This is a genomic window from Mycobacterium sp. 20KCMC460, assembly GCF_022179425.1.
In the GTDB taxonomy this organism is placed as follows: Bacteria; Actinomycetota; Actinomycetes; order Mycobacteriales; family Mycobacteriaceae; genus Mycobacterium; species Mycobacterium kiyosense.
Genome location: NZ_AP025524.1, coordinates 3656806 through 3680865, shown reverse-complemented (window position 1 = coordinate 3680865; position 24060 = coordinate 3656806). Strand labels below are relative to the sequence as shown.

Annotated in this window: 23 protein-coding genes and 3 pseudogenes; 11 read left to right on the top strand and 15 right to left on the bottom strand. The window is 65.0% G+C overall.

Going from position 1 to position 24060, the window contains the following annotated elements; genetic code table 11:
- The first annotated feature begins 43 nt into the window (after positions 1-43).
- The 3 genes and pseudogenes from MKCMC460_RS17000 (at position 44) to MKCMC460_RS16990 (ending at position 2161) form a co-directional block, all read left to right on the top strand.
- Complete coding sequence (locus tag MKCMC460_RS17000; protein ID WP_370652849.1) at positions 44-421, top strand: ArsR/SmtB family transcription factor; 378 nt, start codon at positions 44-46, stop codon at positions 419-421.
- Positions 418-646: pseudogene (locus MKCMC460_RS16995) on the top strand (cation-transporting P-type ATPase); the annotation flags it as partial. The gene MKCMC460_RS17000 and the pseudogene MKCMC460_RS16995, both read left to right, overlap by 4 nt.
- A gap of 216 nt (positions 647-862) precedes the next feature.
- A complete protein-coding gene (locus tag MKCMC460_RS16990) occupies positions 863-2161 on the top strand; it encodes a sodium:proton exchanger (RefSeq protein ID WP_236982991.1) in 1299 nt (432 codons plus the stop codon).
- A gap of 377 nt (positions 2162-2538) precedes the next feature.
- Here MKCMC460_RS16990 and MKCMC460_RS16985 read toward each other — a convergent pair whose 3' ends face one another.
- From MKCMC460_RS16985 to MKCMC460_RS16975, 3 genes are read right to left on the bottom strand one after another with little or no spacing between them, the layout of a single operon-like run.
- Complete coding sequence (locus MKCMC460_RS16985) at positions 2539-3222, bottom strand: group II intron maturase-specific domain-containing protein (protein ID WP_236982993.1); 684 nt, start codon at positions 3220-3222, stop codon at positions 2539-2541.
- Positions 3219-3974, bottom strand: coding sequence for a reverse transcriptase/maturase family protein (locus tag MKCMC460_RS16980; RefSeq protein ID WP_238304595.1), 756 nt, complete (start codon positions 3972-3974; stop codon positions 3219-3221). Before MKCMC460_RS16980 ends, MKCMC460_RS16985 begins: the two co-directional genes overlap by 4 nt.
- Before the next feature lie 42 nt (positions 3975-4016).
- Positions 4017-4631 (bottom strand): helix-turn-helix domain-containing protein, encoded by a 615-nt coding sequence (locus MKCMC460_RS16975; protein WP_238304594.1) that lies wholly within the window; start codon positions 4629-4631, stop codon positions 4017-4019.
- Between the two features lie 512 nt (positions 4632-5143).
- Here MKCMC460_RS16975 and MKCMC460_RS16970 point away from each other — a divergent pair.
- The gene (locus MKCMC460_RS16970; RefSeq protein ID WP_238304593.1) at positions 5144-6433 is read left to right on the top strand and encodes an IS110 family transposase; all 1290 of its coding nucleotides are present in this window, start codon (positions 5144-5146) and stop codon (positions 6431-6433) included.
- A 203-nt stretch (positions 6434-6636) separates the two neighbouring features.
- Here the strand turns inward: MKCMC460_RS16970 and MKCMC460_RS16965 are convergent.
- From MKCMC460_RS16965 to MKCMC460_RS16945, 5 genes and pseudogenes are all read right to left on the bottom strand, one after another.
- A pseudogene (locus MKCMC460_RS16965) lies at positions 6637-7322 on the bottom strand (IS256 family transposase); the annotation flags it as partial.
- A 352-nt stretch (positions 7323-7674) separates the two neighbouring features.
- Positions 7675-8862, bottom strand: coding sequence for an NAD(P)/FAD-dependent oxidoreductase (locus MKCMC460_RS16960; protein WP_238304592.1), 1188 nt, complete (start codon positions 8860-8862; stop codon positions 7675-7677).
- 333 nt (positions 8863-9195) lie between these two features.
- A complete protein-coding gene (locus MKCMC460_RS16955; RefSeq protein WP_236983001.1) occupies positions 9196-9465 on the bottom strand; it encodes a metal-sensitive transcriptional regulator in 270 nt (89 codons plus the stop codon).
- A gap of 272 nt (positions 9466-9737) precedes the next feature.
- Entirely contained in the window at positions 9738-10883 is a 1146-nt protein-coding gene (locus tag MKCMC460_RS16950; RefSeq protein WP_238304591.1) for an NAD(P)/FAD-dependent oxidoreductase, read from the bottom strand.
- Positions 10884-11431: 548 nt separating this feature from the next.
- The gene (locus MKCMC460_RS16945; protein ID WP_236983005.1) at positions 11432-11992 is read right to left on the bottom strand and encodes a hypothetical protein; all 561 of its coding nucleotides are present in this window, start codon (positions 11990-11992) and stop codon (positions 11432-11434) included.
- 378 nt (positions 11993-12370) lie between these two features.
- Between MKCMC460_RS16945 and MKCMC460_RS16940 the strand changes: the two genes are divergently transcribed.
- On the top strand, positions 12371-12937 hold the full coding sequence (locus MKCMC460_RS16940; protein ID WP_238304590.1) for a YHS domain-containing protein: 567 nt from the start codon (positions 12371-12373) through the stop codon (positions 12935-12937).
- A gap of 226 nt (positions 12938-13163) precedes the next feature.
- On the top strand, positions 13164-13568 hold the full coding sequence (locus tag MKCMC460_RS16935; RefSeq protein ID WP_236983007.1) for a class I SAM-dependent methyltransferase: 405 nt from the start codon (positions 13164-13166) through the stop codon (positions 13566-13568).
- A gap of 299 nt (positions 13569-13867) precedes the next feature.
- On the opposite strand, the gene MKCMC460_RS31815 is transcribed toward MKCMC460_RS16935, so the two are convergent.
- The 5 genes and pseudogenes from MKCMC460_RS31815 to MKCMC460_RS16915 form a co-directional block, all read right to left on the bottom strand.
- Positions 13868-13942: a group II intron maturase-specific domain-containing protein gene (locus MKCMC460_RS31815; RefSeq protein WP_370653183.1), complete on the bottom strand. Its 75-nt coding sequence runs from the start codon at positions 13940-13942 to the stop codon at positions 13868-13870.
- Positions 13939-16329, bottom strand: coding sequence for a cation-translocating P-type ATPase (locus tag MKCMC460_RS16930; RefSeq protein ID WP_236983008.1), 2391 nt, complete (start codon positions 16327-16329; stop codon positions 13939-13941). Before MKCMC460_RS16930 ends, MKCMC460_RS31815 begins: the two co-directional genes overlap by 4 nt.
- Positions 16330-16430: 101 nt before the next feature.
- Positions 16431-16709: a DUF1490 family protein gene (locus MKCMC460_RS16925; protein WP_236983010.1), complete on the bottom strand. Its 279-nt coding sequence runs from the start codon at positions 16707-16709 to the stop codon at positions 16431-16433.
- Positions 16710-16782: 73 nt separating this feature from the next.
- Complete coding sequence (locus tag MKCMC460_RS16920) at positions 16783-17154, bottom strand: helix-turn-helix transcriptional regulator (RefSeq protein ID WP_236983012.1); 372 nt, start codon at positions 17152-17154, stop codon at positions 16783-16785.
- Positions 17155-17605: 451 nt separating this feature from the next.
- Positions 17606-17905: pseudogene (locus tag MKCMC460_RS16915) on the bottom strand (copper-transporting ATPase); the annotation flags it as partial.
- Positions 17906-18231: 326 nt separating this feature from the next.
- Here MKCMC460_RS16915 and MKCMC460_RS16910 point away from each other — a divergent pair.
- Entirely contained in the window at positions 18232-18795 is a 564-nt protein-coding gene (locus tag MKCMC460_RS16910) for an HD domain-containing protein (RefSeq protein WP_236983014.1), read from the top strand.
- A 5-nt stretch (positions 18796-18800) separates the two neighbouring features.
- On the opposite strand, the gene MKCMC460_RS16905 is transcribed toward MKCMC460_RS16910, so the two are convergent.
- Together MKCMC460_RS16905 and MKCMC460_RS16900 are read right to left on the bottom strand one after the other, a co-directional pair.
- Positions 18801-19271, bottom strand: coding sequence for an NUDIX hydrolase (locus MKCMC460_RS16905; RefSeq protein WP_236983016.1), 471 nt, complete (start codon positions 19269-19271; stop codon positions 18801-18803).
- Positions 19272-19303: 32 nt separating this feature from the next.
- On the bottom strand, positions 19304-20002 hold the full coding sequence (locus MKCMC460_RS16900) for a hypothetical protein (RefSeq protein ID WP_236983018.1): 699 nt from the start codon (positions 20000-20002) through the stop codon (positions 19304-19306).
- Between the two features lie 249 nt (positions 20003-20251).
- Here MKCMC460_RS16900 and MKCMC460_RS16895 point away from each other — a divergent pair, with 249 nt between their 5' ends.
- The 4 genes from MKCMC460_RS16895 to MKCMC460_RS16880 all read left to right on the top strand — a co-directional run bounded on the left by MKCMC460_RS16895 (position 20252) and on the right by MKCMC460_RS16880 (position 24016).
- On the top strand, positions 20252-20644 hold the full coding sequence (locus tag MKCMC460_RS16895) for a hypothetical protein (RefSeq protein ID WP_236983020.1): 393 nt from the start codon (positions 20252-20254) through the stop codon (positions 20642-20644).
- Between the two features lie 143 nt (positions 20645-20787).
- A complete protein-coding gene (locus MKCMC460_RS16890; RefSeq protein WP_065132523.1) occupies positions 20788-22206 on the top strand; it encodes an FtsK/SpoIIIE domain-containing protein in 1419 nt (472 codons plus the stop codon).
- Positions 22203-22400 (top strand): hypothetical protein, encoded by a 198-nt coding sequence (locus MKCMC460_RS16885; protein ID WP_236983022.1) that lies wholly within the window; start codon positions 22203-22205, stop codon positions 22398-22400. The genes MKCMC460_RS16890 and MKCMC460_RS16885 overlap by 4 nt, the downstream gene beginning before the upstream one ends.
- The gene (locus MKCMC460_RS16880; protein ID WP_238304589.1) at positions 22397-24016 is read left to right on the top strand and encodes a replication initiator; all 1620 of its coding nucleotides are present in this window, start codon (positions 22397-22399) and stop codon (positions 24014-24016) included. Before MKCMC460_RS16885 ends, MKCMC460_RS16880 begins: the two co-directional genes overlap by 4 nt.
- The last annotated feature ends 44 nt before the right edge of the window (positions 24017-24060 follow it).

The following is a 24060-nucleotide window of genomic DNA, read 5'->3' as shown; positions in this document are numbered from 1 at the left end:
CCCGATTTGACCGATCAATAGTGTTCGACGTTATCATCGTTGTGTGACGATGAAAAGTGGTTCGGTCGATACCGCTCCTACGGCGGTGAACTTGGATGCGGCGACGGCGTTGTTTCACAGCCTCTCGGATGCGACGCGGCTGGCGATTCTGCGCCGGCTGGCGGTCGGCGAGGCCCGGGTGGTGGATCTGACCAGCGAGTTGGGGTTGGCCCAGTCGACGGTGTCGGCGCATCTAGCGTGCCTGCGCGACTGCGGATTGGTCGATTACCGGCCGCAGGGCCGCGCCTCGGTATACCGGCTGATCTGTGAGGAGCTGATGCAGATGTTCCGGGCCGCTGAGGCGGTGCTGGAGGCCACCGGCAGCGCGGTCGCCCTGTGCCCCACCTACGGCCACCCCCCTGAGCGGAAAGAAGCGCGATGAGCGAGACGTGCGGCTGCGGCGGCGAAGAGGACGGCCCCGGCGACGAGACCGAGCAGGAACCCGAACGACTTTGGGAGGTCAGCGAACTGCGCGCCGCCGCAGCCGCTGGCGTGGTCCTTGCTGGCCGGCTATGCGGTCGGCTGGACCGGCGGACCCCACCCGGTTCAGCTGGGCTTGTATGCGGTCGCGTTGGCGATCGGGGCGTGGACGTTCGTGCCGTCCACATCTGCGGCGACTACCAGGCCGCCCGGCTCGCGGCCCGCCGCGCCGACCTGGCCCGCCGCTCACGGCCACCGGGGGTCTGCCGGTCAAAACGATCGGCGATGCCGTCATGCTGCGCGCCACAGCGGACGGCGTTGGTTGCGCTCATCGCGCGGATCGGATCGGTCAGCCTCAGCCTCCGTTCCAGCCTGCTAAACCCATTGCCGGAGGAGCATCATCGTGGCCAATCCTGACCAGCCCGATAGCGGCGACGCCGTCTCGGGGCGTACCGCAATCGGGCGGGTCATGGCCGCCCTGCTGGTGGCCGCGCCCGCGGTCGTGTTGCGCGTCACGGGTACGGCGTTGCCTGCGCCGATCGCGGTGGTGGTGTTCGGTGCGGCGGTGTTGGCGTCGGTGGCGTTGTTGATGTGGGCAGCCGAGGCGGCCCGCGCCGACATTTCCGGCAGCCTCGCGTTGGCGTTGCTGGCGCTGGTGGCGATCCTTCCCGAGTACGCGGTGGACATCTTCTTCGCCTACAGCGCCGGGCACCGCCCGGAATTCGCCGCTTATGCCACCGCCAACATGACCGGCGCCAACCGCCTGCTTATCGGTGTGGCGTGGCCACTGCTGGTCTTCACCGCGATCTGGGCGGTCCGCCGACGCCCCGCCCAGGACCCGGGCGACACAACTGGACAGCCCACTGGTTGGCTGAGCGGTGGGGTGGTCGTGGCCGGCCACCGCCGGGTGGAGTTGCTGTTTTTGGGCGCGGCCACCCTATATGCGCTGATCATTCCATTGACCGGGCGGCTGGCCTGGTATGACGCGGCGGTCCTCGGAGGTCTGTTCGCCGGCTATCTGTGGAGGATTCGCGGTAGCGCCGAGTCGGAGGAGGAGTTGACCGGCGTGGCGGCCACCGTGGCCGCCCAGCCCCGGGTTCGCCGACGGGTGCTGGTGGTGCTGCTATTCGCGGCCGCCGCGGTGGTGATCCTGTCGGCCGCCGAGCCCTTCGGTGAGGCGTTGGTGGAAGCGGGCAGCGAGTTGGGTATTGACCGGTTCCTGCTGGTGCAGTGGCTGGCGCCGATCGCTTCGGAATCCCCGGAGGTCCTGGTGGCGATCACATTCGCGCTGCGTGGCCGCGCTGATGACGGCATGGGCGCCCTGCTGGCCGCCAAGCTCAACCAATGGACCCTGCTGGTGGCGTGCCTGCCGATCGCCTACTACCTAGGCGGCGGTCACGCAGCGGGCCTGCCGCTCGACGCACGCCAGACCGAGGAGTTCGTGCTCACCACCGCCCAGACGGTGCTCGGTATCGCGGTGCTGATCAACCTGCGCCTGACCGGGGCCAAGGCCCTGTTGCTGCTCGGTCTGTTCCTCGCCCAGTTTGTTCTTCCCGACGAGCAGGCCCGCTACATCATCTCGGTTATCTATGCCGGGGTGGCCGTGGTGTTTTTCCTCGCTCAACGTCGCGACGTTCGACCGCTCGTGACCTCGGCGCTGCGCAACCCGCAGCGGGACGCATCAGAGCCAAGGTCGCCCTGACCGGGTTCCCTGTTGGACGTGGTAACGGACCGTCACGCGTGCTCTGGCTTCGACGGTAAAGCGCCCGGCACGCCCAGCCTCGTGTTTGGGGACCGCGTTGTGACCATACGATATACGCGACGGCGATAGACCTGCGCGTCCTTGGACGTCTTGCACTGTGACAGAGCGCCGAACGCCAGCGCGAGAACGCGTTGCCGCTACTTTCTGGGTCAAGTGGGCCACGACACGAGATGCTCGTGGTCGAAGACCGCCGAGCGTAGGAGAGTTGTGTGTGACACTTGTCGGGTAGCCCGGACACATTGCTGCGCCCGGGCCCCTCAGAACCGGACGTGCGACTTTCACCGCATCCGGCTCAAGCAAGCCCCGAGGGCGTCTCTCTACTGAATCGGCTGGACCCGCTGCCTATTTCGGTGTTCCCGTTGTCGGCAGTGGGCGTGCATGAGGCGGTGTGCGGTCGGATGGTCGCCTTGGGTTGCATCCATCACAACGGCGCTCTTGCGGAGTGCTCGCGTGAGGGTGCTGGTCCACTGGCCCCATTCCTGTGGGCTCTGCGGACCGTGGTCGGCGGACAGCAGGAACGTATCGCAGGCGGGGCAGCGTCCCTGCTGCCGAAGCAGCAGCGACGCGGTGACTCCACCCAGGAGCGAGTACGTCTTGCGGCGCCGATCCTCCCAGTACTGGTCCAGGGCCGGGTCGTCTGGCGACGCGGTGCCCATGACCAGTCGGTGGCGGACGATCTTGGTCCAGACGAACTGGCGCAGGTAGATGCCGCTGTCGCGGTCACCGAAGACCCACCGGTCCTGTCTGGACGGGTTGAACTTACCGAAATACCTGTTGACGACCCAGTGTCTCGGCTTGTTCTGGTGGGAGCGCAGCGCCCACCGGTAGAGGTGCTGCCACAGGTGATGATCGAGCGTGGCGAACGCCTCTTTGGAGACCGCGTTCCGGTAGTAGGCGGACCAGCCCCGGATGATCGGGGTGAGCCGCCGGATCACTGCTTCGGCGTTGGCTCCCCGCAGGGAGCGCACTTCAGCAGCGAGTCGCTGCCGGACCCGCTTCATCGCCGCCGGGCTGGGTTTGATGAGCAGCTTGCCGCGATAGTTGCGGATGTTGAATCCCAGGAAGTCGAAACCTTGATCAACGTGAACGATGTGCGTTTTGTCTCGTTCAACGTAAGGCCTCGTGGGAGCAGCCACTCACCGAGCCGGCGCCAGACCTGCTCGGCCTGGTTTCTGGTGTGACACATGACGACGAAGTCATCGGCGTAGCGCACCAGCACCGGCGAATCCGCCCTGGTCTCGACCCCATAGGTGTCGCGACGCAGATAGCGGACACCGGCGGCTTCTTCCATCCCGTGCAGCGCAATATTGAGAAGCATCGGGCTGATCACCCCACCTTGCGGAGTACCCTGCTCGGTTGGGGCGAATCGGCCCCGCTCGATCACACCGGCGGCTAGCCACCCGGCGATCATTCCCCTGGCGGGGAAGGTGCCGAGATGGGTGAGTAGACGCTCGTGGTCGATGCAGTCGAACGCCGCTGACAGGTCGGCGTCGAGGATCCATTGCCGCTTGGCCGGTTGGCCTTTGAGCGTCCAGTAGATCGCCTCGATCGCGTCATGACAGCCACGCCCAGGCCGAAACCCGTACGAACGCGGCTCAAACCGCGCCTCCCACTCGGGCTCCAGCGCGTTGGCGACTCGGGCCTGTTGCACCCGGTCCCGCAGTACCGGGACGGATGCTTCATATTGCCCCTTCCTGCAGTCGCGTGTAGGGATCGGATTCGGTGATGGGGGCTGGAGGCTGGTCGACTTCATTGCCCAATATGATGCCAGCCGGCACCGACATCGTGCGGCGTTTCAGGCCCGAGTTCGGGATCTGATGTAGTGGGCCGATGGGTTGAGGTGGCCGGATTCGGCGATGCGGCAACGGCATTCAGATTCGATGTGCTCGTTCCAGGGGATGCAGAGCCGGTTCCCGGTTCCGCGGTGGGCGGCGAGCTTACCGGTCTTTATCCAGTTGTAGACGGTGCCGGTGCTGACGGCGAGCCGTTGTGCGGCGTCGGCGGCGCTGATCTGTCCTTCGGCGTAAGGGTTCGGGGCAGGGATGTGGTAGGCGTGCCGGATCCACTGCACGGCCTTGACGTCGAACGGGGCTCCGGTGCCGGTGGTCAGCCCGGCGGTGTTGAGCAGCGCGGCCAACTCGGCGGTGGGGGTGGTGGGTCCCAGGCGGGTCACCATCGCCACGGCTGGTGAAGGGCTGCGTTTGGCGGTGCCGGGATGGGCGATGCGGGCGACGGTGATCTCGTCGATGGCGCCTGTGTGCCAACGGATCCCGATCCGCGCTTGGCCGTGGTTGGGTTCGGGGAGCAGGGTGATGTCGGCAATCACGGTGCGTAGCAGCCGTTTGCGGTCCTTGTTGCTGGTGGTGGGCGCGTGCCAGAGCCCGGGCAGGTCGGCGGCGAGTTTTTCCAATTCCGGTCGACCGGGTAGCGGCGGCAGCGTGTCCCGGGCCTTCGCCGTCGCACGCGAGCTGGCCGGCTGGTGCTGGTCACTGGCGACCCTGAGCTAAGCGCCACCACTGAGCTTGATCGGAGCCAGCCGGTCGACGGCGAGGTAGGCGAACCGGATCTGCGTTACAGCTATGAGCCACAACGAAATTCACCCCGATTTCTATCTGACGCCCGGTTCTAGAGAGCAGCCACCGTTCGCGCCGAACCATCGTCTTGCGGTATCCAACCCGCGCATATCAGTTGTGTGGTCCCCTTCCGGGGACGCCCGCGCATGCGGGAAAATCGGGTGCGGTCGCTCGCCGAGGTCGATCATTCTTGGCGCTGGTGAGCCCGTATATCAGTTTGATCCGGGGAGCCGATGGTGGGGCTGCGCATTGTTGCCATGAGCACGAGGGTCCGACTCTTTTCTATCCCTGTTCGGTTCCTGCGGGCGGCCGCGCTCATGTAATCGGTTTCCCGGGAAGGATTTTCGTTATGGACGAGGTCGATGATGTCGAACTGCTAGTGGAGCGGGTCGCGGCGCTGGATCTGGGCAAGGCTGTTCTGGAGGCGTGTGTGCGGGTGCCGCAAGCACAACGGGCCGGCAGACGAATGCAGGAGCTGCGCAGCTACGGTACGACGACCGCACAGCTGTTGGCGTTGGCGGGCTGGTTGCGGCACTGGCAGGTGCAGCGGGTGGTGATGGAATCGACCAGCACCTATTGGAAGGGCGTGTACTACCTTCTGGAGGCCGAGGGGTTTGACTGCTGGCTGGTCAACGCCCGCGAGGTGAAGAATGTGCCAGGTCGGGCGAAGACAGACCGGGCCGACGCGGTCTGGCTGGCCAAAGTCGCCGAGCGTGGGATGTGCCGCCCGTCACTGGTGCAGCCGCCCGAGATCCGTCGGCTACGCGACCTCACGCGCTACCGTCGGGCTCTGGTGCAGGATCGCACCCGTGAGCAGCAACGGGTTGAGAAGCTGCTCGAGGACGCCCAGATCAAAATCTCGTCGGTGCTCTCGGACCTGCACGGCGTATCCGGGCGGGTGATGATGGAAGCCCTGATCGCCGGAGAGCGGGATCCGCGGACGCTGGCCCGGCTGGCCAAAAGCGGTGCGCGGAAGAAGACCGACCAGCTCGAAGAGGCGCTACGCGGATTCTTCACCGACCACCACGCGACGATTCTGAGGATGATGCTTGATAACAGCGACCGGATCGGCGCGCAGATCGCCACACTCGACGCCCGGATCGAGGAGGCGATCGACCCTTTCTCCCGACAGGCAGCCCGGCTCGCTGACATTGTCGGCGTGAACACCGTTGCCGCCGCCGAACTCATCGCTGAGACTGGGGTCGACATGACCCGGTTCCCAACGGCCGCGCATCTGGTGTCGTGGGCCAAGTTCTGCCCGCAGACCCACGAGTCGGCCGGTAAGTCGATGAGCAAGGGCCGCGGCAAAGGCAACCCGTGGCTGGCCGGCACTCTTGGCCGCATCGCGTTCGCCAACTCCCGCGCCGACACCTTCCTGGGCACCCGTTATCGGCGCCTGGCGCGACGCCGCGGCAAGCAGAAGGCGATCGTGGCCACCGGCAACTCGGTGCTGACCGTCATCTATCACCTGCTCTCCGATCCACAAGCCCGATTCTGCGACCTCGGACCCGGCTACTACGAATCCCGGATCAACAAACACCGCCGTGCCCGCGACCTCGCCACCCAACTCCAAGCGCTCACCGGCCAGCACATCGCCATCCGGGACGGTAAAGCGGTCATCACCGACAACGCGGCCTGACACTAAATCGACAACGCCACAACATGACCCGGCTCCCGTCGGGTGCCTTCGGCTGCCCACTCACCATCCGATTTTCGGGTCAGTCTGACACCACCGTCGTTGACCAACGACCGCCAACAACCCGGCTGACACTGATCAAACGAAAGCCGCCCCGACATTCGCCGGGGCGGCTTTCACCTGCCTATTGACACGACTGGCCTACATATCAGCTGTACTCCTGAGAGGCCGCGCGATTTCAGGGACCGCAGAAACGCTGTCCAGAACGCGCCGTCCTCGCTGTCGCCGACGTCGAAGCCCAGGACTTCACGGCGCCCGTCGGCAGCGACCCCGGTGGCGATCACCACGGCTTGGGACACCACCCGGTGATTGACCCGGGCCTTGCAATAGTGGCGTCGAGGAACACATACGGGAACCGCTGATCACCGAGAGGTCGGTCGCGAAACGCGGCGACCTCGGTGTCCAGGTCGGCGCAGATGCGCGGGACCTCGCTTTTGGAGATCCCTGTGTCGGCGCCCAGCGCTTTGACCAAGTCGTCGACCTTACGGGTCGAGGTGCCGTGCAGGTAGGCCTCCATCACCACGGCAAACAGGCACTGGTCCACCCGGCGGCGCCGCTCCAACAACGCCGGAAAGAACGAGCCCGTGCGCAGTTTCGGGATCCGCAACTCCAAATCCCCGGCCGTGGTGCTGACCGTGCGCGGCCGCGACCCATTGCGCTGATTGGTCCGCGACTCGGTCCGCTCGTGCGGGCCGGCGCCGATCACCGCGGTCAACTCCGCATCGATCAACGCCTGATAGATCGTCTCCGCGGCTTGCCTGATCCGATCACTGGCATCGGCATTGCGCAGTGCATCAAGCACCTCCAACAAGGCAGACTGATCCAGGGCCATCGCGATGTTCCTCTCGGTAGTGATTCTTGGCGGTTTCACTACAGAGACTCACGCGATGGCCCTTCATATTCAGCGACCGACACGCCGCCGCCACTTACACCGCTTCACGGGACGCAACCCAGGAGCCGCCACAGCGCTGACGCGCCGCACGGCATCAAACAGGTCTGGGCAGATTCATGGCCGCCTGCGGGCACTTTCGTGTCCGCCGGTGGGCAGTTCCTATTGGCCGCTACTGGGCACTTTCGTGTCCGCCAGTGGGCAGTTTTTCATGTCCGCCGACACTGGCGTAAACCCGGACTCGCCAGGGCCACATCCACCAGCACCACCACTTGGGGGACATGGGTTGCGGTATTTAACTTGTGTCTCGGTCGTGCGGTTGTGCGGCCCAGAGGTCGATCCACTCGCGTTCTTCTTGTTGTTTGAGCTGGTGTAGCTCTTTCGATGGCTGGACGAGTTCGACCTCGGGTTCGGGGAGTGCATAGAAGTCGCCGATTCCGCGGGCGGATTCGTGGTTGCCTGTGTCGATGAAACAGTATCCGTGGCCGTCGAATGCGGCGGTATCGGAGGATGCGAGGCCGAGGTGTTTTAGTGCGCCGCCAACAGCTGTTTTCGCGTGGCCTTTGGCCATGATCGCCGCTTTGGGCAGTGGGCGGCCGCTGGGGGTGGTGATGCTGGTGACATCCCCTACGGCCCAAACGCCTTCGTGTTGGGTGGCTAGCGTTTCAGGATCGACGGTGATCCATCCCGGGCCACCCAGCCCAAAGGCGGGTTCGTGGGGTGGGACGAACAGGAGCAGGTCAAACGGGGCGGTGGCAGCGCCCTCGAAGCGAATCATCCGGGCGGCCGCGTCAACGCTTCGGCATTGCATGTTCGGATAAAAGCCGATTTGAGCATCGCCGAGCAAGACCATCAGCTTTCGGCCCGGGCCGGTGCCCGCTGAGGGCATCGGCTGAGGTTCCACCGTGAAGATGTCGATCTGGGTGGCCGTTCTCTTTCCGTGCTCGATAAGGTAGTCATGGGCGAGCATCGCGCCCTCGTAGGGTGCCACAGGGCAGCGATACGGTAATGAGGGAATAAGTACAGCGATGTTGCCGCCGGCGAAATCGGTTAGCGCGCGGCGCGCCTGATCCGCATCGGAGATGCTGTAGAAGTGGTGGGCGACTCCCGCATCGACTGCTTCGGCAAGCCCGGGAACTCTGCCCGGGTTGTTTCTGGCTCCGACCGCGACGATGAGTGCGTCGTAGTTGGTGTCAAAGTGGTCGCCTAGCACCTTTTTGCGCTGGGTATCGATGGTCGTGACGGTGCCGGTGATGGTGTGCACACCGTTGAGCGTCTGCTCACTTGGTGTGAGCGCGGCCTGCTGGGCGGTCCTCCAGCCACGCATAATCCAGGGCAATGTGAAGCCTTGAAAATGAGTGAAATCCGGGTCGATCAGAATGACCTCGAGATCGCCGCTGTTGAGCATGTTGCGTTGTCTCAGTTCGTGGATGGCAGTCAGTCCTCCGATGCCCGCGCCGAGTATCACAAGTTTTTTCGTCATCGTTGCTGCACCTTCCTCGCTGTGTACTGATTAGCTGATCTGGCCCCGCGCAGAGAAGAACCCGCGGGGGCCGTTTGGGTTGATGTCCCCGGCGTCGTTGGCCAGTGGGGGCTTTTACTGTTCGCAGTCTCGGCACCCGACGCCACGGCCTGGCGTGCTTGTGCCCCGATTGGGTGACGGGTGGCACGGTTTGATCGGCGAAACCTGTTGTTCCGCGCGAGCGTTTCCCCAACGACGGTGAAGCTTGCTTGGTGCCGTGAGCCAATGACATCGCTACTGCCGCCTGGATGTAGCAGTATTTTGCTGGTCGGGCGTCGCGGCGATCACGCAACCTCACGCCAGGGCCAGGAACAGCTTTTCCAGTTCGGCCTCCGTCAGTGGTGGCGCGCCGCCCGGGCCGCTACCGCTGATACAGTCCCGAAGGCCCAATGCCACGATTTTGAATCCGGCGCGGTCAAGGGCACGCGAAACCGCTGCGAGCTGGGTCACCACGTCCTTGCACTCGCGGCCCTGTTCGATCATGGCGATCACGCCGGCGAGTTGTCCCTGGGCGCGCCGCAGCCGGTTCAGCACCGGCATGATTCGGTCCTCGTCGTCAACCATTGCTTCCCTTCGCTATTCCTGGCTGTCCCCATTGTACCTTACCCCTAGGGGTATAGAACAACACCGTCCACTAGCGCATCGAGCCGTTAACCGAGCGGGGGGAATATACCCCTACGGGTACTAGTATTGTAGCGTCGTGGCGAGCACAAAATCCGCTCGGCCGAGGCCATCGAGACCACGCACCGGGTGCAGCGCTTCTACCTGGAAGGCGTGCGATCGACGGGCACTATCGAATTCCCACAGCGGCGATCACGCGCAAGACTGCTCTGCTTCTAAGCTGATGCCAGTCCGGTGAACCAGCGCTCTTGGCGGCTGCGGGCGAAGTCGGCTTTCTCGGCTGCAAATTGAGCTGACGGGCCGAGCAGCACCCCAGTTGGGTTCGGGCCGCTGAGGAAGTCGGCGTGCATCTTGGCGACCTCGCCGCGGCCGAACTCCATAAAGCAGTCGCCCGCCCCGTCATACGCGCCAGGCGGGGGTGTCCCCCGCAGGTTGGCAGCGATGTCGTCGGCGACGAACTGAGCGGCGCGTTCGGCGAATGTGCCCGCCTTGGCAGTATATGCCGCAGCCACATCACCAAGCGCATATACGCCGGGAAACCCAGTGGCCAAGTTGGTCTTGTCCACGGGAATCCATCCCTCCGGCGCCAGGCCGGACTCTGCGACGACCGTCGGAACTCGGTGCACCGGGATACCAATGAACAAATCGTAAGGCAGCCCCCCGCCCTCGACGAATTGGGCGATCTTACTGTCAGTGTCCAGCCGGCACACCGTCCGCTTTCCGACGAAGGTGATTCCCCGCGAATTCAAGTGCTCAAGGATCGGCTCGGAAACCTCCTTCGCGACCGGCACCGGCGCCCCCATGTAGCCGGTCACAGTGATGCTCACCTGATCACGCAGACCCCGGCCAGTGAAGTAGTCCTCAAGCAGAAATGCGGCCTCGAAGGGCGCCGGCGGACACTTGTACGGCTCGCCGAGCACACTGATCACCACGTTGCCGCCCTCGAAGGTCCTCAGCGCGCCGCGCAGGCGCTCAGCCCCGGCCAGCGAATAGTACTCGTAGCCATCCTCGGTGAAACCGGGGGTGGCCGCCGGGTCGTACTCCGCACCGAGGGCAACGACAAGGACGTCGGCCTCATAGGAACCTGCTTCGGTGCGCACGTGGCGATTTTCCGGGTCGATCCTGGTAATCACTTCCCGGCGGAACTCGACACCAGGTCTGGCGAACGCCGCATACGGCAGCCGCACCTCGTCCTGGTCACGTTTGCCCAGCAGCACATCCAGCTTAGAGAAACCGAAGGAGAAGGAATCGTTGCCATCCAGCAGCGTCACCCGCACCTGGCCGGCAAGTGACTCCGACAGCCTAGTGGCAAGTTCAAGCCCCCCGAATCCGGCTCCTAGAACCAGCACGTGCGGCGTCATTACATCCCCTCCCCGGCCCGGGTCGGCCCAGAGCTCTCGTTCCTCGCGTTCAGTATTGCCCGGAACCCGCTCATACAAACACTGCGGATGGCAGTTTGGCCGTCGACCAGAATCGCTCGACCCCCAGCAGCTCGCCGCGGTGAGCACAGCGCTGTTGGTGGCGCCGGCGAGTCCGGCGGTGCAGCCCAGCCAAGGGGTCTCCTCAGCAACGGAGCGCGCATCCGGTCCCTGACCAAGCGCGGAAATCGCGCCGTCCGGCGCCCAGCACGACCAGATCAACGTCTACGGCAACCTGTTCTGTTCCTTCGACGTCGAAACCGAGCCGCGTCCGCGCAGCACACCGTCCCTATTAGCCGCCGATCGAGGACCAGTTTCGCTCAGCTGCTAAGCTAAGGCGACCCCGACGGTGCTCGACCGGGTCGAGCTCTCACGGCGCAGAATAATGGATATGTCCTACCCCGGGGAAACCTAGCCATGACCAGGCAGGCCTACCGTCATCTCGGTCGGGGGTACACGAATCCCGCCGAAGGGCGAATGCAGCCTGATGCCTACGGTCCGCGGGCGGGCCCGCCATGAGATTCACCAACACATTGATCGTCGCGTTTTCGGGTGTTTGGATCGAGGAGGCGTTCAGCGCGTTTAGCTGGAGTGGCGATGAGCGCGGCGAGCGCGCCCAGCGGGTGCCCGGTCGCAATGGCTTGCTCACGCGTTTCCGCGCTTGTTGCCAGCCCATTCAGCTTTGCAAATGTTACACCCCATTCGCGTACGACTAGCGGTGGCCCGAAGAAGCGCTCACGGACCCGGTCGCAGTGTTGATGATGAGTATTCTGACTTTCACCGAAATGCTGGCAACGGTCGTCGTATTGAGCAAATTGCATGTGCGCAGTTTGTCTGGGAATAAATGATGGCGAAAGGATATTTGCGCAGCCAAAAATGTTCATGATGGTAAACAGATTTCTCAGCCGGCCACATAGTTTAGGGTTCACGGTCCCGACCACTGTCAACCCTGCGTGGTCCTTGAGAATCAGCCTGTGTCTAGCCAGGTTATCAAGAGATTCGGAAAAGGGCTGTCCAGAGTCTTTTACCGCGGCGGTGTAGTTGAGAACCAATAGTTGCGGGATCCACAAATTAGAGTGCAGTTCTAGAATGCAGATCGGTTTGGCGACAGGGATCCCGAAGGGATGCGAGTATTGATGAGGATTACTTGTCGCAGGGACTAAGTTGAGCTTTCTTTGGATCAAACTTGAGCTAGAGAAAGACTTCTGTGGGTAGCTTCCGAGTTGTACGGCTGATACGCCGTTGTCGGCCTTTTGATCAGTGGAGGCGGGCTCATGCCATCTGTGGTAGTTGCACCGGATGTGGTCGCGGCGGCGGCGCGGGATGTGGCGCGGATTGGCTGGGCGGCAACGGCGGCACGACCGGCGGCATTGGCGGCAAAGGCGGCGTCGGCGGGCCGGGCGGCACGCCCGGCGGTATCAATGGCATCAATGGATGAGCTGGTTTTCCTGTCGGCCGAGTCGGGGCCTCAACAGGATTTTCGGCAGCTGTTCGGACTTGGGATGAAACAGGAGTCCTCGGCGAGTCCGACGATGGCCACCCGGTCGGCAACTTCGGCGCGGCTGGCGCACCTGGTAACTCTCGGTCAGGCCATGATGGCTGCGGGAATGGTTGTCCTATTCCTCGGCACGCCGTTTGCGTCTCTGGGCTGGCGATCCTTGGTAGCCCGTACCGTGGCCCGAAAATGCAAGGTAACTGCGAACAGACGAAACGCTCATCGTCCCGAATTACGTGGCAAATACCAGCAACAGCAGCCGATTAACTGCAACCTTGGCCCGGACAAGACACACAGGGTGGCCCTCGCCGTGGCCCGCCACCCACTCGACCCGGTCTGCGGCATGCGCATCGACCCGGCCACCGCACCCACCCGACTGCGCCACCACGATCGTGACTGGCGGTTCTGCTCAACCACATGCGCCCACCGATTCACCGCCGTACCAACTCGGTACACCGGCCAACCACAACACGGCAGAACAGAACAGGAAACACAGTCATGACACCACGCTGGACTCGCAACCGGCTCAAATTCTTCCTCGCGGGCCCGATATTCGAGGCCGGAAACCGCTTCATCCCCGGCAAGCCCCACGACCGTCTCGCGCAACACGTCGCCGCCCAGCGCCCCGGGCGTGTGCTAGAACTCTGCGGCGGCACCGGCTACGCGGCCCGGCTGCTCGCCACCCTCTCCCCGACACAATCATCGACTCCCTCGACATCTCCCCGGCGATGCTCGCCATCGGCCGACCCCAACTCGACCGCGCCGGGATTCACAACATGACTCTGCACGAGGGTGACGCCGCCGCACTCCCATTCCCCGACAACACATTCGACGTTGTCATGAGCGTCTTCGGATGGCACGAACTACCCACCGACAGCCGCCATCAAGCTATCGACGAAACAGTCCGAGTGCTACGCCCAGGCGGGCGCGTCGTGGCCATCGACCTTGACCAACCACCCACCGCCCGACCGGCGTTCAACGCCTACCTGCGCCTAACCGAACGCCCCCATGCCCGCGACGTCCTCGGCACCGGCCTCGCCGACGAATTCACCGCCCACCACCTGACCATCACCGGCCACGAACCATCAACCAGTTGGACAACACCATTCCAGGTCCTCCAAGCCCATACCTGAAACACCGCACCAACCGGCACCACGTGGCCACCGGGCAGCGCCGCCAGCCGACATGCACGCGGGTCCACAGGGGCTCGACAAGGTCCTCAAGCCCGCTCGGTCTCTACTCAAACCAACAGCGAACAACTCCCAACCGACCAAGTCGAGCGCGGTGATTCCGGCTGGGTCGTCTGGGGTCCAACCCTTCATCGACGAGCACGACACGTTACAGCGCCCATGCCGATGTCGACATCGAGCGCCGCTGCACGGTTCCATCGCCACCAACCGTGTTCCGCGATCAACGGATACATACCCTCTGATCACCATTGGTAGTCAGAACCGGTGCGAAAGTAGTTACCCCAGCCGCGCAGGATCGAGTTCAAATCCGCGATCATACCGCGGATACCGCACGACGTTGTCTCGGTGGGTAGCCGGTGAGCTGCCCGGCGGGCATTCTGCCCGTACTGCTGTGGTTGAGGGCTGTGATGCGGCCGGCGCGCACACCGTTGGCGATGACGATGACCTCGGTGAGCTCGTGCACGAACACGACCGCGGCTAGGCCCAGGGTCCCGAACAACGCCAGCGGCATCAGCACCGTGATAATGCCCAGCGATAGTCCGACGTTTTGCAGCATGATCCGTCGGGACCGGCGGGCGTGTTCTAGCGCTTGGGGCAGGTGCCGCAGGTCTTGGCCCATCAGCGCAACGTCGGCGGTTTCGATGGCGACGTCGGTGCCCATGGCGCCCATGGCGATTCCCAGGTCGGCGGCGGCCAGAGCTGGAGCGTCGTTGACGCCGTCGCCGACCATCGCGGTGGGTCGCTGAGCTCGCAGCTGTCCGACCAGGCGCGCTTTGTCCTCGGGGCGCAGTTCGGCATAGACGTGCGCGATTCCGGCTTGATCGGCCAGGGCGGCGGCGGTGGCGTGGTTGTCGCCGGTGAGCATCGCCACCTGGTAGCCTTCCGCACGTAGCCTGCCGATAACTTCGGTGGCTTCAGGGCGTAATTCGTCGCGCACGGCGATGGCACCGAGCAGTTGCTCGTCGCGTTCGACGAGAACCGCTGTGGCCCCGGCTTGTTGCATGCGCGCCACACGATCGGCGAGCTCGGCAGTGTCGAGCCAGCCGGGGCGTCCCAGTCGGAGGGTATGCCCGTCGAGGTGGCCGGTCAGCCCTGCCCCGGGGATGGCGTGCACGTCGCTGGCGGCGGCGATCGGCGCGTGGGTTGCGGCGAGGATGGCCGCGGCGAGGGGGTGTTCGCTGCGGGCCTCCAGCGCGGCCGCCACCGCCAGCACTTCCTCACGGGTGGCGCCGTTGGTGGTAGCGACGTCGATGACGGCGGGCCGGTTGGCGGTCAACGTGCCGGTTTTGTCCAGGGCGAGCCCGCCGATGGTGCCCAAGGCTTCCAGCGCGGCCCCGCCCTTGATGAGGACGCCTAGCTTGGAGGCGGCGCCGATGGCCGCCACGACAGACACCGGCACGGCGATGGCCAGCGCGCACGGGGAGGCCGCGACCAGCACTACCAGAGCGCGTTCAATCCAGACCGCCGGACTGCCGAAGACGCTGCCAGTCCCGGCGATCAGCGCCCCGGCGATCATGATGCCCGGCACCAGCGGACGTGCGATACGGTCGGCCAGTCGCTGGCTGGCACCTTTGCGGGCCTGTTCGGCTTCCACGATGTGCACGATGCGTGCCAGCGAGTTGTCCTCTGCGGTGGCGGTGACCTCCACCTGCAGCACCCCGGAGCCGTTGATCGACCCGGCGAATACTTCGTCACCGGGCCCGGCCTCGACGGGTACCGATTCGCCGGTGATCGCCGAGACGTCCAGGGCGCTGCGCCCGGCACGAATGACGCCATCGGTGGCCAGGCGTTCTCCGGGTTTGACGATCATGTGATCCCCCACCCGCAATTCGGCAGCGGTGACAAGGGTTTCAGTGCCCTCTCGCAGCACCGTGGCCTGCTCGGGCACCAGCGAGAGCAGGGCGCGCAAACCGCGGCGGGTGCGCGCCACCGCGTACTCTTCCAAGCCCTCGCTGATCGAAAACAGAAATGCCAGCATGGTGGCCTCGCCGACCTGACCCAGTGCCACAGCGCCGGCCGCCGCGATGGTCATCAGGGTGCCGACACCGATGCGGCCCTGGGCCACTCGCTTGAGACTGGAGGGCACGAACGTCGAGGCGCCCACCGCCAGCGCTAGGATCTTCAGGCCCAGTGCGACCGGCCCAAGGGGAGTCACCCACGCAGTAACCGCCGCGGCGGTCAGCAGCGCCCCGGACAACGCGGCCCGCCGCAGCCTGACGACTTGCCAGAGCCGCTGTGGCTCGCGCTCGTCATCGTGGTCGCAGCAGCCATCACTGAGCTTCGCGGCTCGTTGTGCGGCCCCGCCACCCCCGGCACCAGCGAGGTCAGCACCGCGCTGACCCGACCGCGTTCGCGCGGTCCAGTCGAAGATCTTCTGCACTACACCGGGCTTGCCGACCTCAGCCGAGTGCGGGGCACGCGCGGGCACCGACGTTGCAGGGATCCGCTCGGCATCGGCGATCGCCGACAGGATGGCAGCGGTGTCGCAGCCCGCCGGCGAATGCCAGATCACTACTGATTCCGTTCGCGGATAGGCATGCACGGCCTGCACACCTGTCACCGTGGCGACCGTGTCCTCGATCGCGACGGCCCGCACCGCGTCGAACCGAAACCCGCTAGCGTGCACACGCATCCGCCCCCCGGCGGCGGATACAACGGTCAGCTTGCCCCCGGCATCGGGGTGAGGAGCAGTGGTCAGCATCATGCCTCCGTAGTTGTGGTTTGAGCCGAGCGATCTTTGTTTCATCCCACTCGCCCCGCGCGTCCAAAAGACCACCGTGGGACGAAGTGTGGACAGTCTGCTTGTCAGCAGCAGTCGTCGTCCTCGCGCTGGGTGGCAACCGGCAGGGGGGCCTCGTCGCCGATGCGCTCGCGGGCCTCGGCCACCACATCGGCGACCTTCAAACGGGCCGACTCGGCCGCCACCTCCGCGCGCCGGGTTCCCCGCAGACCCCACTCCGTAGCGGTCACCGCGGCGCGGTGAACCGGAGCCGCGCCCACCGCCTTCTTCACCACCTCATAGGCGCTCACCCCGACCAGCCCGGTGAACACCGTCCCGGCCGCCTTACCCAACAATTCAAGCATCGCTAAACCTTCCTGCCGTGGTGTACTGTCAGCGAAATTCAGCCGGCCCGCTGTTCGCCGGATTCGTTGCTGCTCATCGATTACCTGTTCGATTACCTGTCATCTCGACCGCCCCCGCGAGCGGGGCTTGCTCGGCGGGGCAGGGCTGATCGGTATCCACCGCGAGAACGACCTGCACCAACTCGCCCAAGGCACGGGTGAGGTGACTGTCGGCCAGCGCATACCGAACTTGGCGGCCCTCATAGGTTGCGATGACCAGCCCGCAGGCCCGCAGACACGACAAATGATTGGACACATTCGATCGGGTCAACCCCAGGTGCGACGCCAGCTGGCCGGGATAGCAAACCCCATCCAGCAGCGCCACAAGAATCCGGCACCGCGACGGATCGGCCAGCGCCCGACCCAGCCGGGCCAGCGCCGATTCCCGCGTCTCACACGTCAGCACAACCGGAACAGTACAGCCGAAACTGACATGACAGCAAGTGCTGATTGTCGCATTCGACCCTCCGCGCTGGCGTGGATTTCAGCGGGCGCCAGGGGCGATGGGGCCGCGACGCCGGTCAGCAGCTGCAGTCCGAGGCCCCCGGTCGATATCTCCGCCGGGTGGAATATGTTCCCGATGGCCGACCTGCGGGCGGCGGCACCCCGTTCATCGACGCGCGGTTCACACCGGCCCGCAACGCTGGCCGGCTCGTCGGACGGCGAATCACTCGATATTGCATCTGCCACGGTCGCCGACTCTGTCGGCGTTCCCGCGATGCCAAAAGTGGGGTGACGACCGTCGGCGGCGCGGTTGTTGATTGGCCGGCGAGCGCATCAAGCTATCTGCCGCGGATGTTTCGGCCTGACCGTAGCCGCAGCTGGCGTGCGCAGGAAACGAGTTGTGGCGCCAATGATCACTCTGATTCTCGGCGGACACCACGGCCCGCCTTACGCGAGGAGCTACCGGCCAGGTGGTAGCGGATCAGCCGAGAGCTGTTGGTGACTACCGCGATCGAGGATGCGTTGTGCAGGATCGCGGCGAGCACCGGGGACAGTGCACCGCAGGCACCGATCAGCAGCCCGGCGGCGTTGACCGCGATCGACATGGCGTAGTTCTGGCCGATGACCTTGCCCGCGCGTGCACCCAGGTCAGACACGTCGAGCAGGCGTTGCAGGTTGTCGTTGGCCAACGCGACATCGGCGGTCTCGATAGCAGTAAAGAAAGTTCTCACATCGCAGGTCGGGGCCCTTTTTCCTCGCGGCCTTCGCCGGCGCCATGCCGATCAACTGCGCGGCCCGAGAACACTGTGGTCGCGGCATGCGGGGCATGGCTGCGGCACCTCCTGGCTGAAAGCTCTCACACGCTCGCCGGGCGTCTGGCAGTTTCCGCTGGTCCAGTGTCCGGCGAGGCTATTGGGTCCGTGGCGGCGGACGGGAGCGCCAAGCGGACGGGAGCCGCCACGGCGGCTGTGTTGGCCCGCCGGGCATGAGCTGGCCGATGCTGAATAGACGGTCGGCGAGTGCTGGGTAGGCTAGCTTGATGGCTGGTGTGCTGGCGGAGCGTGCCCGCGTGGTCGCAGAAGCGCGGCTGGAGCCGTTGGCGACGCGGTTGGCGCATGTGCGTGGTGTGGCGGCTGCCGCGGAGCGGTTGGTCTCGCGCATCGATCCGTTGGAGGCCGACGCGCTGATTGCCGCGGCCTGGCTGCACGATGTCGGATACGCGCCGTCGCTGTGTGCGACCGGTTTTCATCCGGTAGATGGCGCTGCGTTTGTTCGGGCGGAGAATTTCCCGCCGCTGGTGGTGTCGCTGGTGGCGTATCACACGGGCGCGGTGTTCGAAGCGCGGGAACGTGGCTTGTCGGACGTGTTGGGGGAGTTCCCGCAGCCACCGGATTTTTTGCTGGACTTATTGACCTGTGCAGACATGACGACCGGCCCGGACGGTTCGCCGATGCGCCCCGACGGTCGGATCAGCGAAATCCTGTCGCGGTATCCCGCTGAGGATCCGGTGCACCGTGCGATCGAGCGCTCCGCGCCGACATTGCTTGCCGCGGCTGCTCGTGTGGAGGTCCTCGCGCAACAGGCAACTTCCGGCGCGGAATGATCTCGCTAACCCAGGTATGGGGTTGGCCGCTGTTCGAGGTAGTGCTGGATGCGTAGCCGCATCGACGGATGCATGCTCAGCGACTCAATATCTTGTGCGCGTGCCCAGGCGATGTTGGTGCTCTCGGAATCGATGTGCAGCTCGCCACCGATGAGTCGTGTGGTGAAGCATAGCGAAAATTGTTGGCGCACTTCGCCATCAGTGTAAGCCATGACGTGGCGCGGGTTGGTGTAGACGCCGATCAGGCCAGTGACTTCGACATCAAGGCCGGTTTCTTCCTTGACTTCACGCACCGCGGTTTCCACGATCGATTCGCCTAAGTCCATTCCGCCCCCGGGCAGTGCCCATAGGTCGTTATCGCGGCGTTTGATGAGCAGGATGCGAGCTTGCTCGTCGGTTACGACGGCTGTGGTGGAGGGCACCACACTGTTGGCGGGAGGCGCATCGGGATCGTTGTAGTAGTCGATTCGGGCCATCTGGTTCCCCTGGTGTGAACGGGTCCGGCTGGTTATGGGTGAGCTTGGATAGGACGTGCGGTGTTCCAGACCCGTTCGAAGGCGAGTCGATGGTCGTTCCATAGGTCTGGTGCGTCGTCGCGCTTGATCACGATGGCGGGATTGTCGCTAGCCGGGGCACCGTAAAGGTGCGGGTTGGCGATAAGCGTGTCATCGGCGCGGAACATTGACGTGTACAGCGGTGCGGTGTGGGTGCGGATCTCCAGTCCCGAAGTGTCCGAGAGTGGTTGCAGGCGTGTCAATGTCATCCGGCAACGTGCCGCCAGGGCGGCTCCGATGCCTTCTTCCGCGCCACGCTGCATTACTGTGGCGCACTCGGGGTCACCGATGATGAAGCGGACCGCCACGCCGCGTTCGGTCGCGGCGGCGAGCATCTTGGTGAAGCGGGGAAGGCCGTCAAACAGGAATGTGCCGCCGTAGACCAGGATGTCAAGATGTTCGGCGGCGTCTTCGAATAACTGCTTCCAGACGGTGATCGGGACGTCGGCTCGGCTGCTGTACACGCTGACGGCGACGGTGCCGGCGCTCGGCGGCGTCATGATCGGGAATAGATCGGGCCACAGGTCGGCCGGGTCGCAATCGAGCACCTCGGCGGTGCGGCGAGCATTCTGAGGGTAGGGCGCGGTTTCGCCCGACAGCCACCGCTCGACAGTCTTGGCGTCGACGGCGATTAGATCCGCTAGTTCTTGCACGCCTAGCCTTGTGCGCTCGATCTGAGCACGCAGTTGGCGGTTCGGCTTCGGTGTGTCCTGGTTACCCACCCGGTTGGCTCCCTACCTGTGATGACATCGGTGTCCCGCACGATGTCGCCCGCTGTCCGAAGTCTGCCATGCAGATGTCCACAGATGCCGCCGAGATGCGGTTTCGATGTCTCAGATGCCGGGCTGAAGTGGGAGTCACTGCCGACGAGCGGCCGTACCGTTCCAGAAGGGATCAAACAAATGCGTCTTCGAATCGACACGACTGCAGCGCAGTTCTTCTGCACGCGCGAAGCTGAGCAGCGGACCGTGCACGAAACCGGTGCACCGCGGATCGACAAAGAAACGGGCCTGGTGCTCTGGCAAGTCCAGCTCATGGCCCTCGACCAGGACGGCGGGGAGATACTCGCCGTCACGGTGGCCGGCGAACCCAATGTCAAAGTGGGCGAGCCCGTCGCGGTCGAAGCTTTGGTGGCGATCCCGTGGTCACAGGGTGATCGCTCGGGAGTCGCGTTCCGGGCAACCTCAATCCGGCCAGCTGGTGCTCAGTCGGGCGTACTTGGGCCACGTCCCACCGCCGCCGGCGGTAGCTCGCAATCCGCCCCCGCAGCCAAGCAGACCGGCAACAACGCGTAGCGGAGCGGGCGCCAAGCCATAAGCCTCACCAGGCCTGGCGCCTGCTTCACAAAAGCTTTGTATGCAAACAAGATTCGGCGTTCCCGGGCATGTCGGCGACGAGCGTGCCCAGGCGGCGTCTGCAGCGAAGGGAACAAGGCATTATGCCTCCAAAGAGCAAGGTCAGTAATTCATCCGATGAGGATTGGGTCGGCGAGCTGCTGGTCGGCGTAGTCAAGGCCACCAGCATCGGGATGTTCCGGTTTGCGCTGCGCTGGCCGGACATCGCGACCGTTTTGACCGTCTTCGCGGTCACCGGCGTCTTGGGCGGCTTGCGTTGGGCCTGCGTGCTGACCACGGTGTGGGCGGTTGGCGTATGGGGGTGGCGGTTGGGTGAGCCGGACTCCTATCAGCGGCTGATCGGCAAGCCGGTCGCTGATTATCGGCGCACGTATCTCGTGTATCGGCGACGCTGGCGCACCATCTGCGAACACCACGGCCTGACCATCTCCCCGCGCGGCAAACCCGACGCCGACCCGCTGGTGCCCGATTTGTCCTCGGTGCGCATCGGCGCGGCGGTCGACACCTTGGTAGTGCGGCTACTGGTCGGGCAATCTGTCAAAACCTGGCAGGCGCAAGTCGACGGCCTGGCCGCAGCGTTCGGCGCCCACCATGTGACGATTCAACCCGGGCCGGTGGCCACGGGCCGGGGCCGCGACATCGTGATTCGCGTCCGCCACCACGACGCCCTGGCCGCTCCCATCCCGCTGGCGCGTCCGTGCCCCGACACTCGCGTGGTGCGGCTGGCCAACGTGCCCGTGGGGACTACCGAGCAGGGCAGCCCGTGGTCGCTGCCGCTGTTCGGCCGCCACATCCTGGTCGGTGGGGCCACCGGCGCCGGCAAGGGCTCAGTGCTGTGGTCCCTGGTGGCCGGACTCGCACCGGGCATCAAAGCCGGCCTGATCGCCGTGCGCTGTCTGGACCCCAAGGGCGGTATGGAATTCGCTGCCGGCCAAGCCTTGTTCGACCGCTTCGCCTATGACAGCGATTCGATTCTGGCGGTGTTGCGCGACACGACGGCCACCATGGTGGGCCGAGCCCAGCGGTTGCGCGGAACCACCCGCTGTCATCGGCCCACCCGCGCCGAACCCCATATCGTGCTGCTGGTCGATGAGTTGGCCACCCTGACCGCCTATGCCGATCGCAAACAACGCGCCGAAGTCGACCAACTCCTCGGATTGTGGCTGGCCCAAGGCCGCGCGGTCGGAGTCAGTGTGATCGCCGCCGTGCAAGACCCCTCCAAAGACGTCGTCGCGCTGCGCCAACTGTTCCCGGTTCGGGTCGGGCTGCGCATGACCGAAGCCACCCAAACCGCGATGATCCTGTCCACGGCGGCCCACCAGCAGGGCGCACGCTGCGAAGAAATTCCCGACACCACGCCGGGCGTGGGTTATGTGCTCACCGAAGGCAACACCGCCGTAGCGCGAGTGCGGGCGTTTCATGTCACCGACACCGACATCGCCTGGCTTGCAGACAATTTCGCCCCACCGGCCCGTCGCGCCAGCAACCAGGGGCACCGGTGAGTATCCTCGCATCGACCTCGCTGACCGACTGGCTGGCACCGGGTTCCCCGGCCATCGATCAGGCGATCCGCGGCGCCTCACCCGGCCACGACTTCCACGCGCGGTGCACCCGCTCATCCCGGGCTAGCGAGGCCGACAGCGAGAACACCACCGGCACAGCCGGCGACAGCGGCAACCGTGCGGGGCACCAGTGAGCGCCGTCCACGAGGCAGGGAGCCCGGCAATCACACTGCCGGGTCTTCCCGCCGACATCGACCACCACCGCGTGATCACCCAGATGGTGCGCCGCGCTTGCTCTCCGGGATTCGACGCCTGGTGGCGGCGCACCGAATCGGTCGGGTTCTGCGTCAACCCCATCCAACTCGTCGGCACCGACGACTACGGTCGCAAAAGAATCGTATGGGTGCGGTGCAACAACCGCCGCGCCGCCGTCTGTCCCTCCTGCTCAGACCTGTACGCCCGCGACACTTGGCAACTCGTCGCCGCAGGAACCACCGGAGGCCGCCACAACATGAGCCCCGCCGTGGCCGACCGTCCCCAGGTATTCGTCACATTGACCGCGCCCAGCTTTGGCTCCGTCCATGGCAGCAGAGGCAGCGTCTGCCGTGACCACAGGACGATGGGTGGCTACAAGCGATGCCCGCACGGAAAACCCCTATGGTGCAGCACCATGCATGACGGCACCGATCCCACGGTCGGGCAACCGCTGTGCGCCGAGTGCTACGACTACCTCGGGCACGTCCTGTTCACCTGGCACCTGCCCGAACTATGGCGGCGTTTCACCATCGCCCTACGACGCAACCTCGCCAAACACCTCAAAGCTGCTGGCATCGAACCGAGTTCGGTGAAAGCCAGTTTCGTCAAGGTCGTCGAAATGCAGGCCCGTGCCATCCCCCACATCCACGCTCTCATCCGGCTCGATCCACCCGACGACCCCACCGGTACCGCCACCGCTGGCTCACGTGACCACAACGATCACGGTCCCACCGCCACATGTGGCGGTGGGGAGGCACGTTCGGCAACCGGCCCTGCCTGGGAGCCGCCGATGTCTGCCGCCAAACTCGCCGCCCTTATCCAGCAGGCCGCCCGCGCCGTCACCCTCGACGTTCCCAACCCCGACACCAACCGCCAAGCCGACAACCCCAACGAGTCTGGCGACGCTGCGCCGCTGGTGGTCCGGTTCGGCACACAGATCGATACCCAACCACTGAGGGCCGAAAACTGTGCGGCCCCAACAGAATCAGACACAGCCGTGGCCATCAGCCGGATGTCGTCACGGCGCATCTCCGGATACCTGGCCAAATACGTCACCAAATCCCTGCAAGACTTCGGTATCGCCGCCCGCCGCCTATCCGCTGAAGCCATCGCGGACCTCGACGTCACCGACCACGTCCGGGCGATCCTGACCACCATCGCCCACGTAGCAGACCAAGCCCACACCCTCGGTATCGATGCCTTGGCAGGGATCGGTCGCTGGCTACATACTCTGGGCTACCGGGGACATGTCACCACCAAATCCCGCCGCTACTCGGTCACCATGGGCGCGCTACGCGCCATCCGCGCCACCTGGGCCCGACACCAAGCAGGCAAAGACTTTTCACCACAACACCATTCGCCACTCGATCTAACCGAGCAAAGCGACGACGTGTGGTGGGAGTTCGACCACGCCGGACACGCCACCCCCGGCGACCGCACCCTCGTCTACTCCGCGGCCCTCCAACGGATCCACACCCGCCGCATCGGACTGGTGGAAGCCCGTCGCCAAGCCCGCGAGCAACAATGGGATCCGCCAGGGGGGCGCGATGACTGACAAGTCCCGAACAGCACGTGCTCGCCCCGAGTGTGGCGCTCGAA

Bases quoted from the DNA above. Each gene is read 5' to 3' on its own strand.
- MKCMC460_RS16985 (WP_236982993.1), bottom strand. From the start codon at position 3,222: ATGAAGCGGGTCCGGCAGCGACTCGCTGCTGAAGTGCGCTCCCTGCGG.
- MKCMC460_RS16980 (WP_238304595.1), bottom strand. From the start codon at position 3,974: ATGAAGTCGACCAGCCTCCAGCCCCCATCACCGAATCCGATCCCTACA.
- MKCMC460_RS16970 (WP_238304593.1), top strand. From the start codon at position 5,144: ATGGACGAGGTCGATGATGTCGAACTGCTAGTGGAGCGGGTCGCGGCG.
- MKCMC460_RS16960 (WP_238304592.1), bottom strand. From the start codon at position 8,862: ATGACGAAAAAACTTGTGATACTCGGCGCGGGCATCGGAGGACTGACT.
- MKCMC460_RS16955 (WP_236983001.1), bottom strand. From the start codon at position 9,465: ATGGTTGACGACGAGGACCGAATCATGCCGGTGCTGAACCGGCTGCGG.
- MKCMC460_RS16950 (WP_238304591.1), bottom strand. From the start codon at position 10,883: ATGACGCCGCACGTGCTGGTTCTAGGAGCCGGATTCGGGGGGCTTGAA.
- MKCMC460_RS16940 (WP_238304590.1), top strand. From the start codon at position 12,371: ATGGATGAGCTGGTTTTCCTGTCGGCCGAGTCGGGGCCTCAACAGGAT.
- MKCMC460_RS16935 (WP_236983007.1), top strand. From the start codon at position 13,164: ATGCTCGCCATCGGCCGACCCCAACTCGACCGCGCCGGGATTCACAAC.
- MKCMC460_RS16930 (WP_236983008.1), bottom strand. From the start codon at position 16,329: ATGATGCTGACCACTGCTCCTCACCCCGATGCCGGGGGCAAGCTGACC.
- MKCMC460_RS16925 (WP_236983010.1), bottom strand. From the start codon at position 16,709: ATGCTTGAATTGTTGGGTAAGGCGGCCGGGACGGTGTTCACCGGGCTG.
- MKCMC460_RS16910 (WP_236983014.1), top strand. From the start codon at position 18,232: ATGGCTGGTGTGCTGGCGGAGCGTGCCCGCGTGGTCGCAGAAGCGCGG.
- MKCMC460_RS16905 (WP_236983016.1), bottom strand. From the start codon at position 19,271: ATGGCCCGAATCGACTACTACAACGATCCCGATGCGCCTCCCGCCAAC.
- MKCMC460_RS16895 (WP_236983020.1), top strand. From the start codon at position 20,252: ATGCGTCTTCGAATCGACACGACTGCAGCGCAGTTCTTCTGCACGCGC.
- MKCMC460_RS16890 (WP_065132523.1), top strand. From the start codon at position 20,788: ATGCCTCCAAAGAGCAAGGTCAGTAATTCATCCGATGAGGATTGGGTC.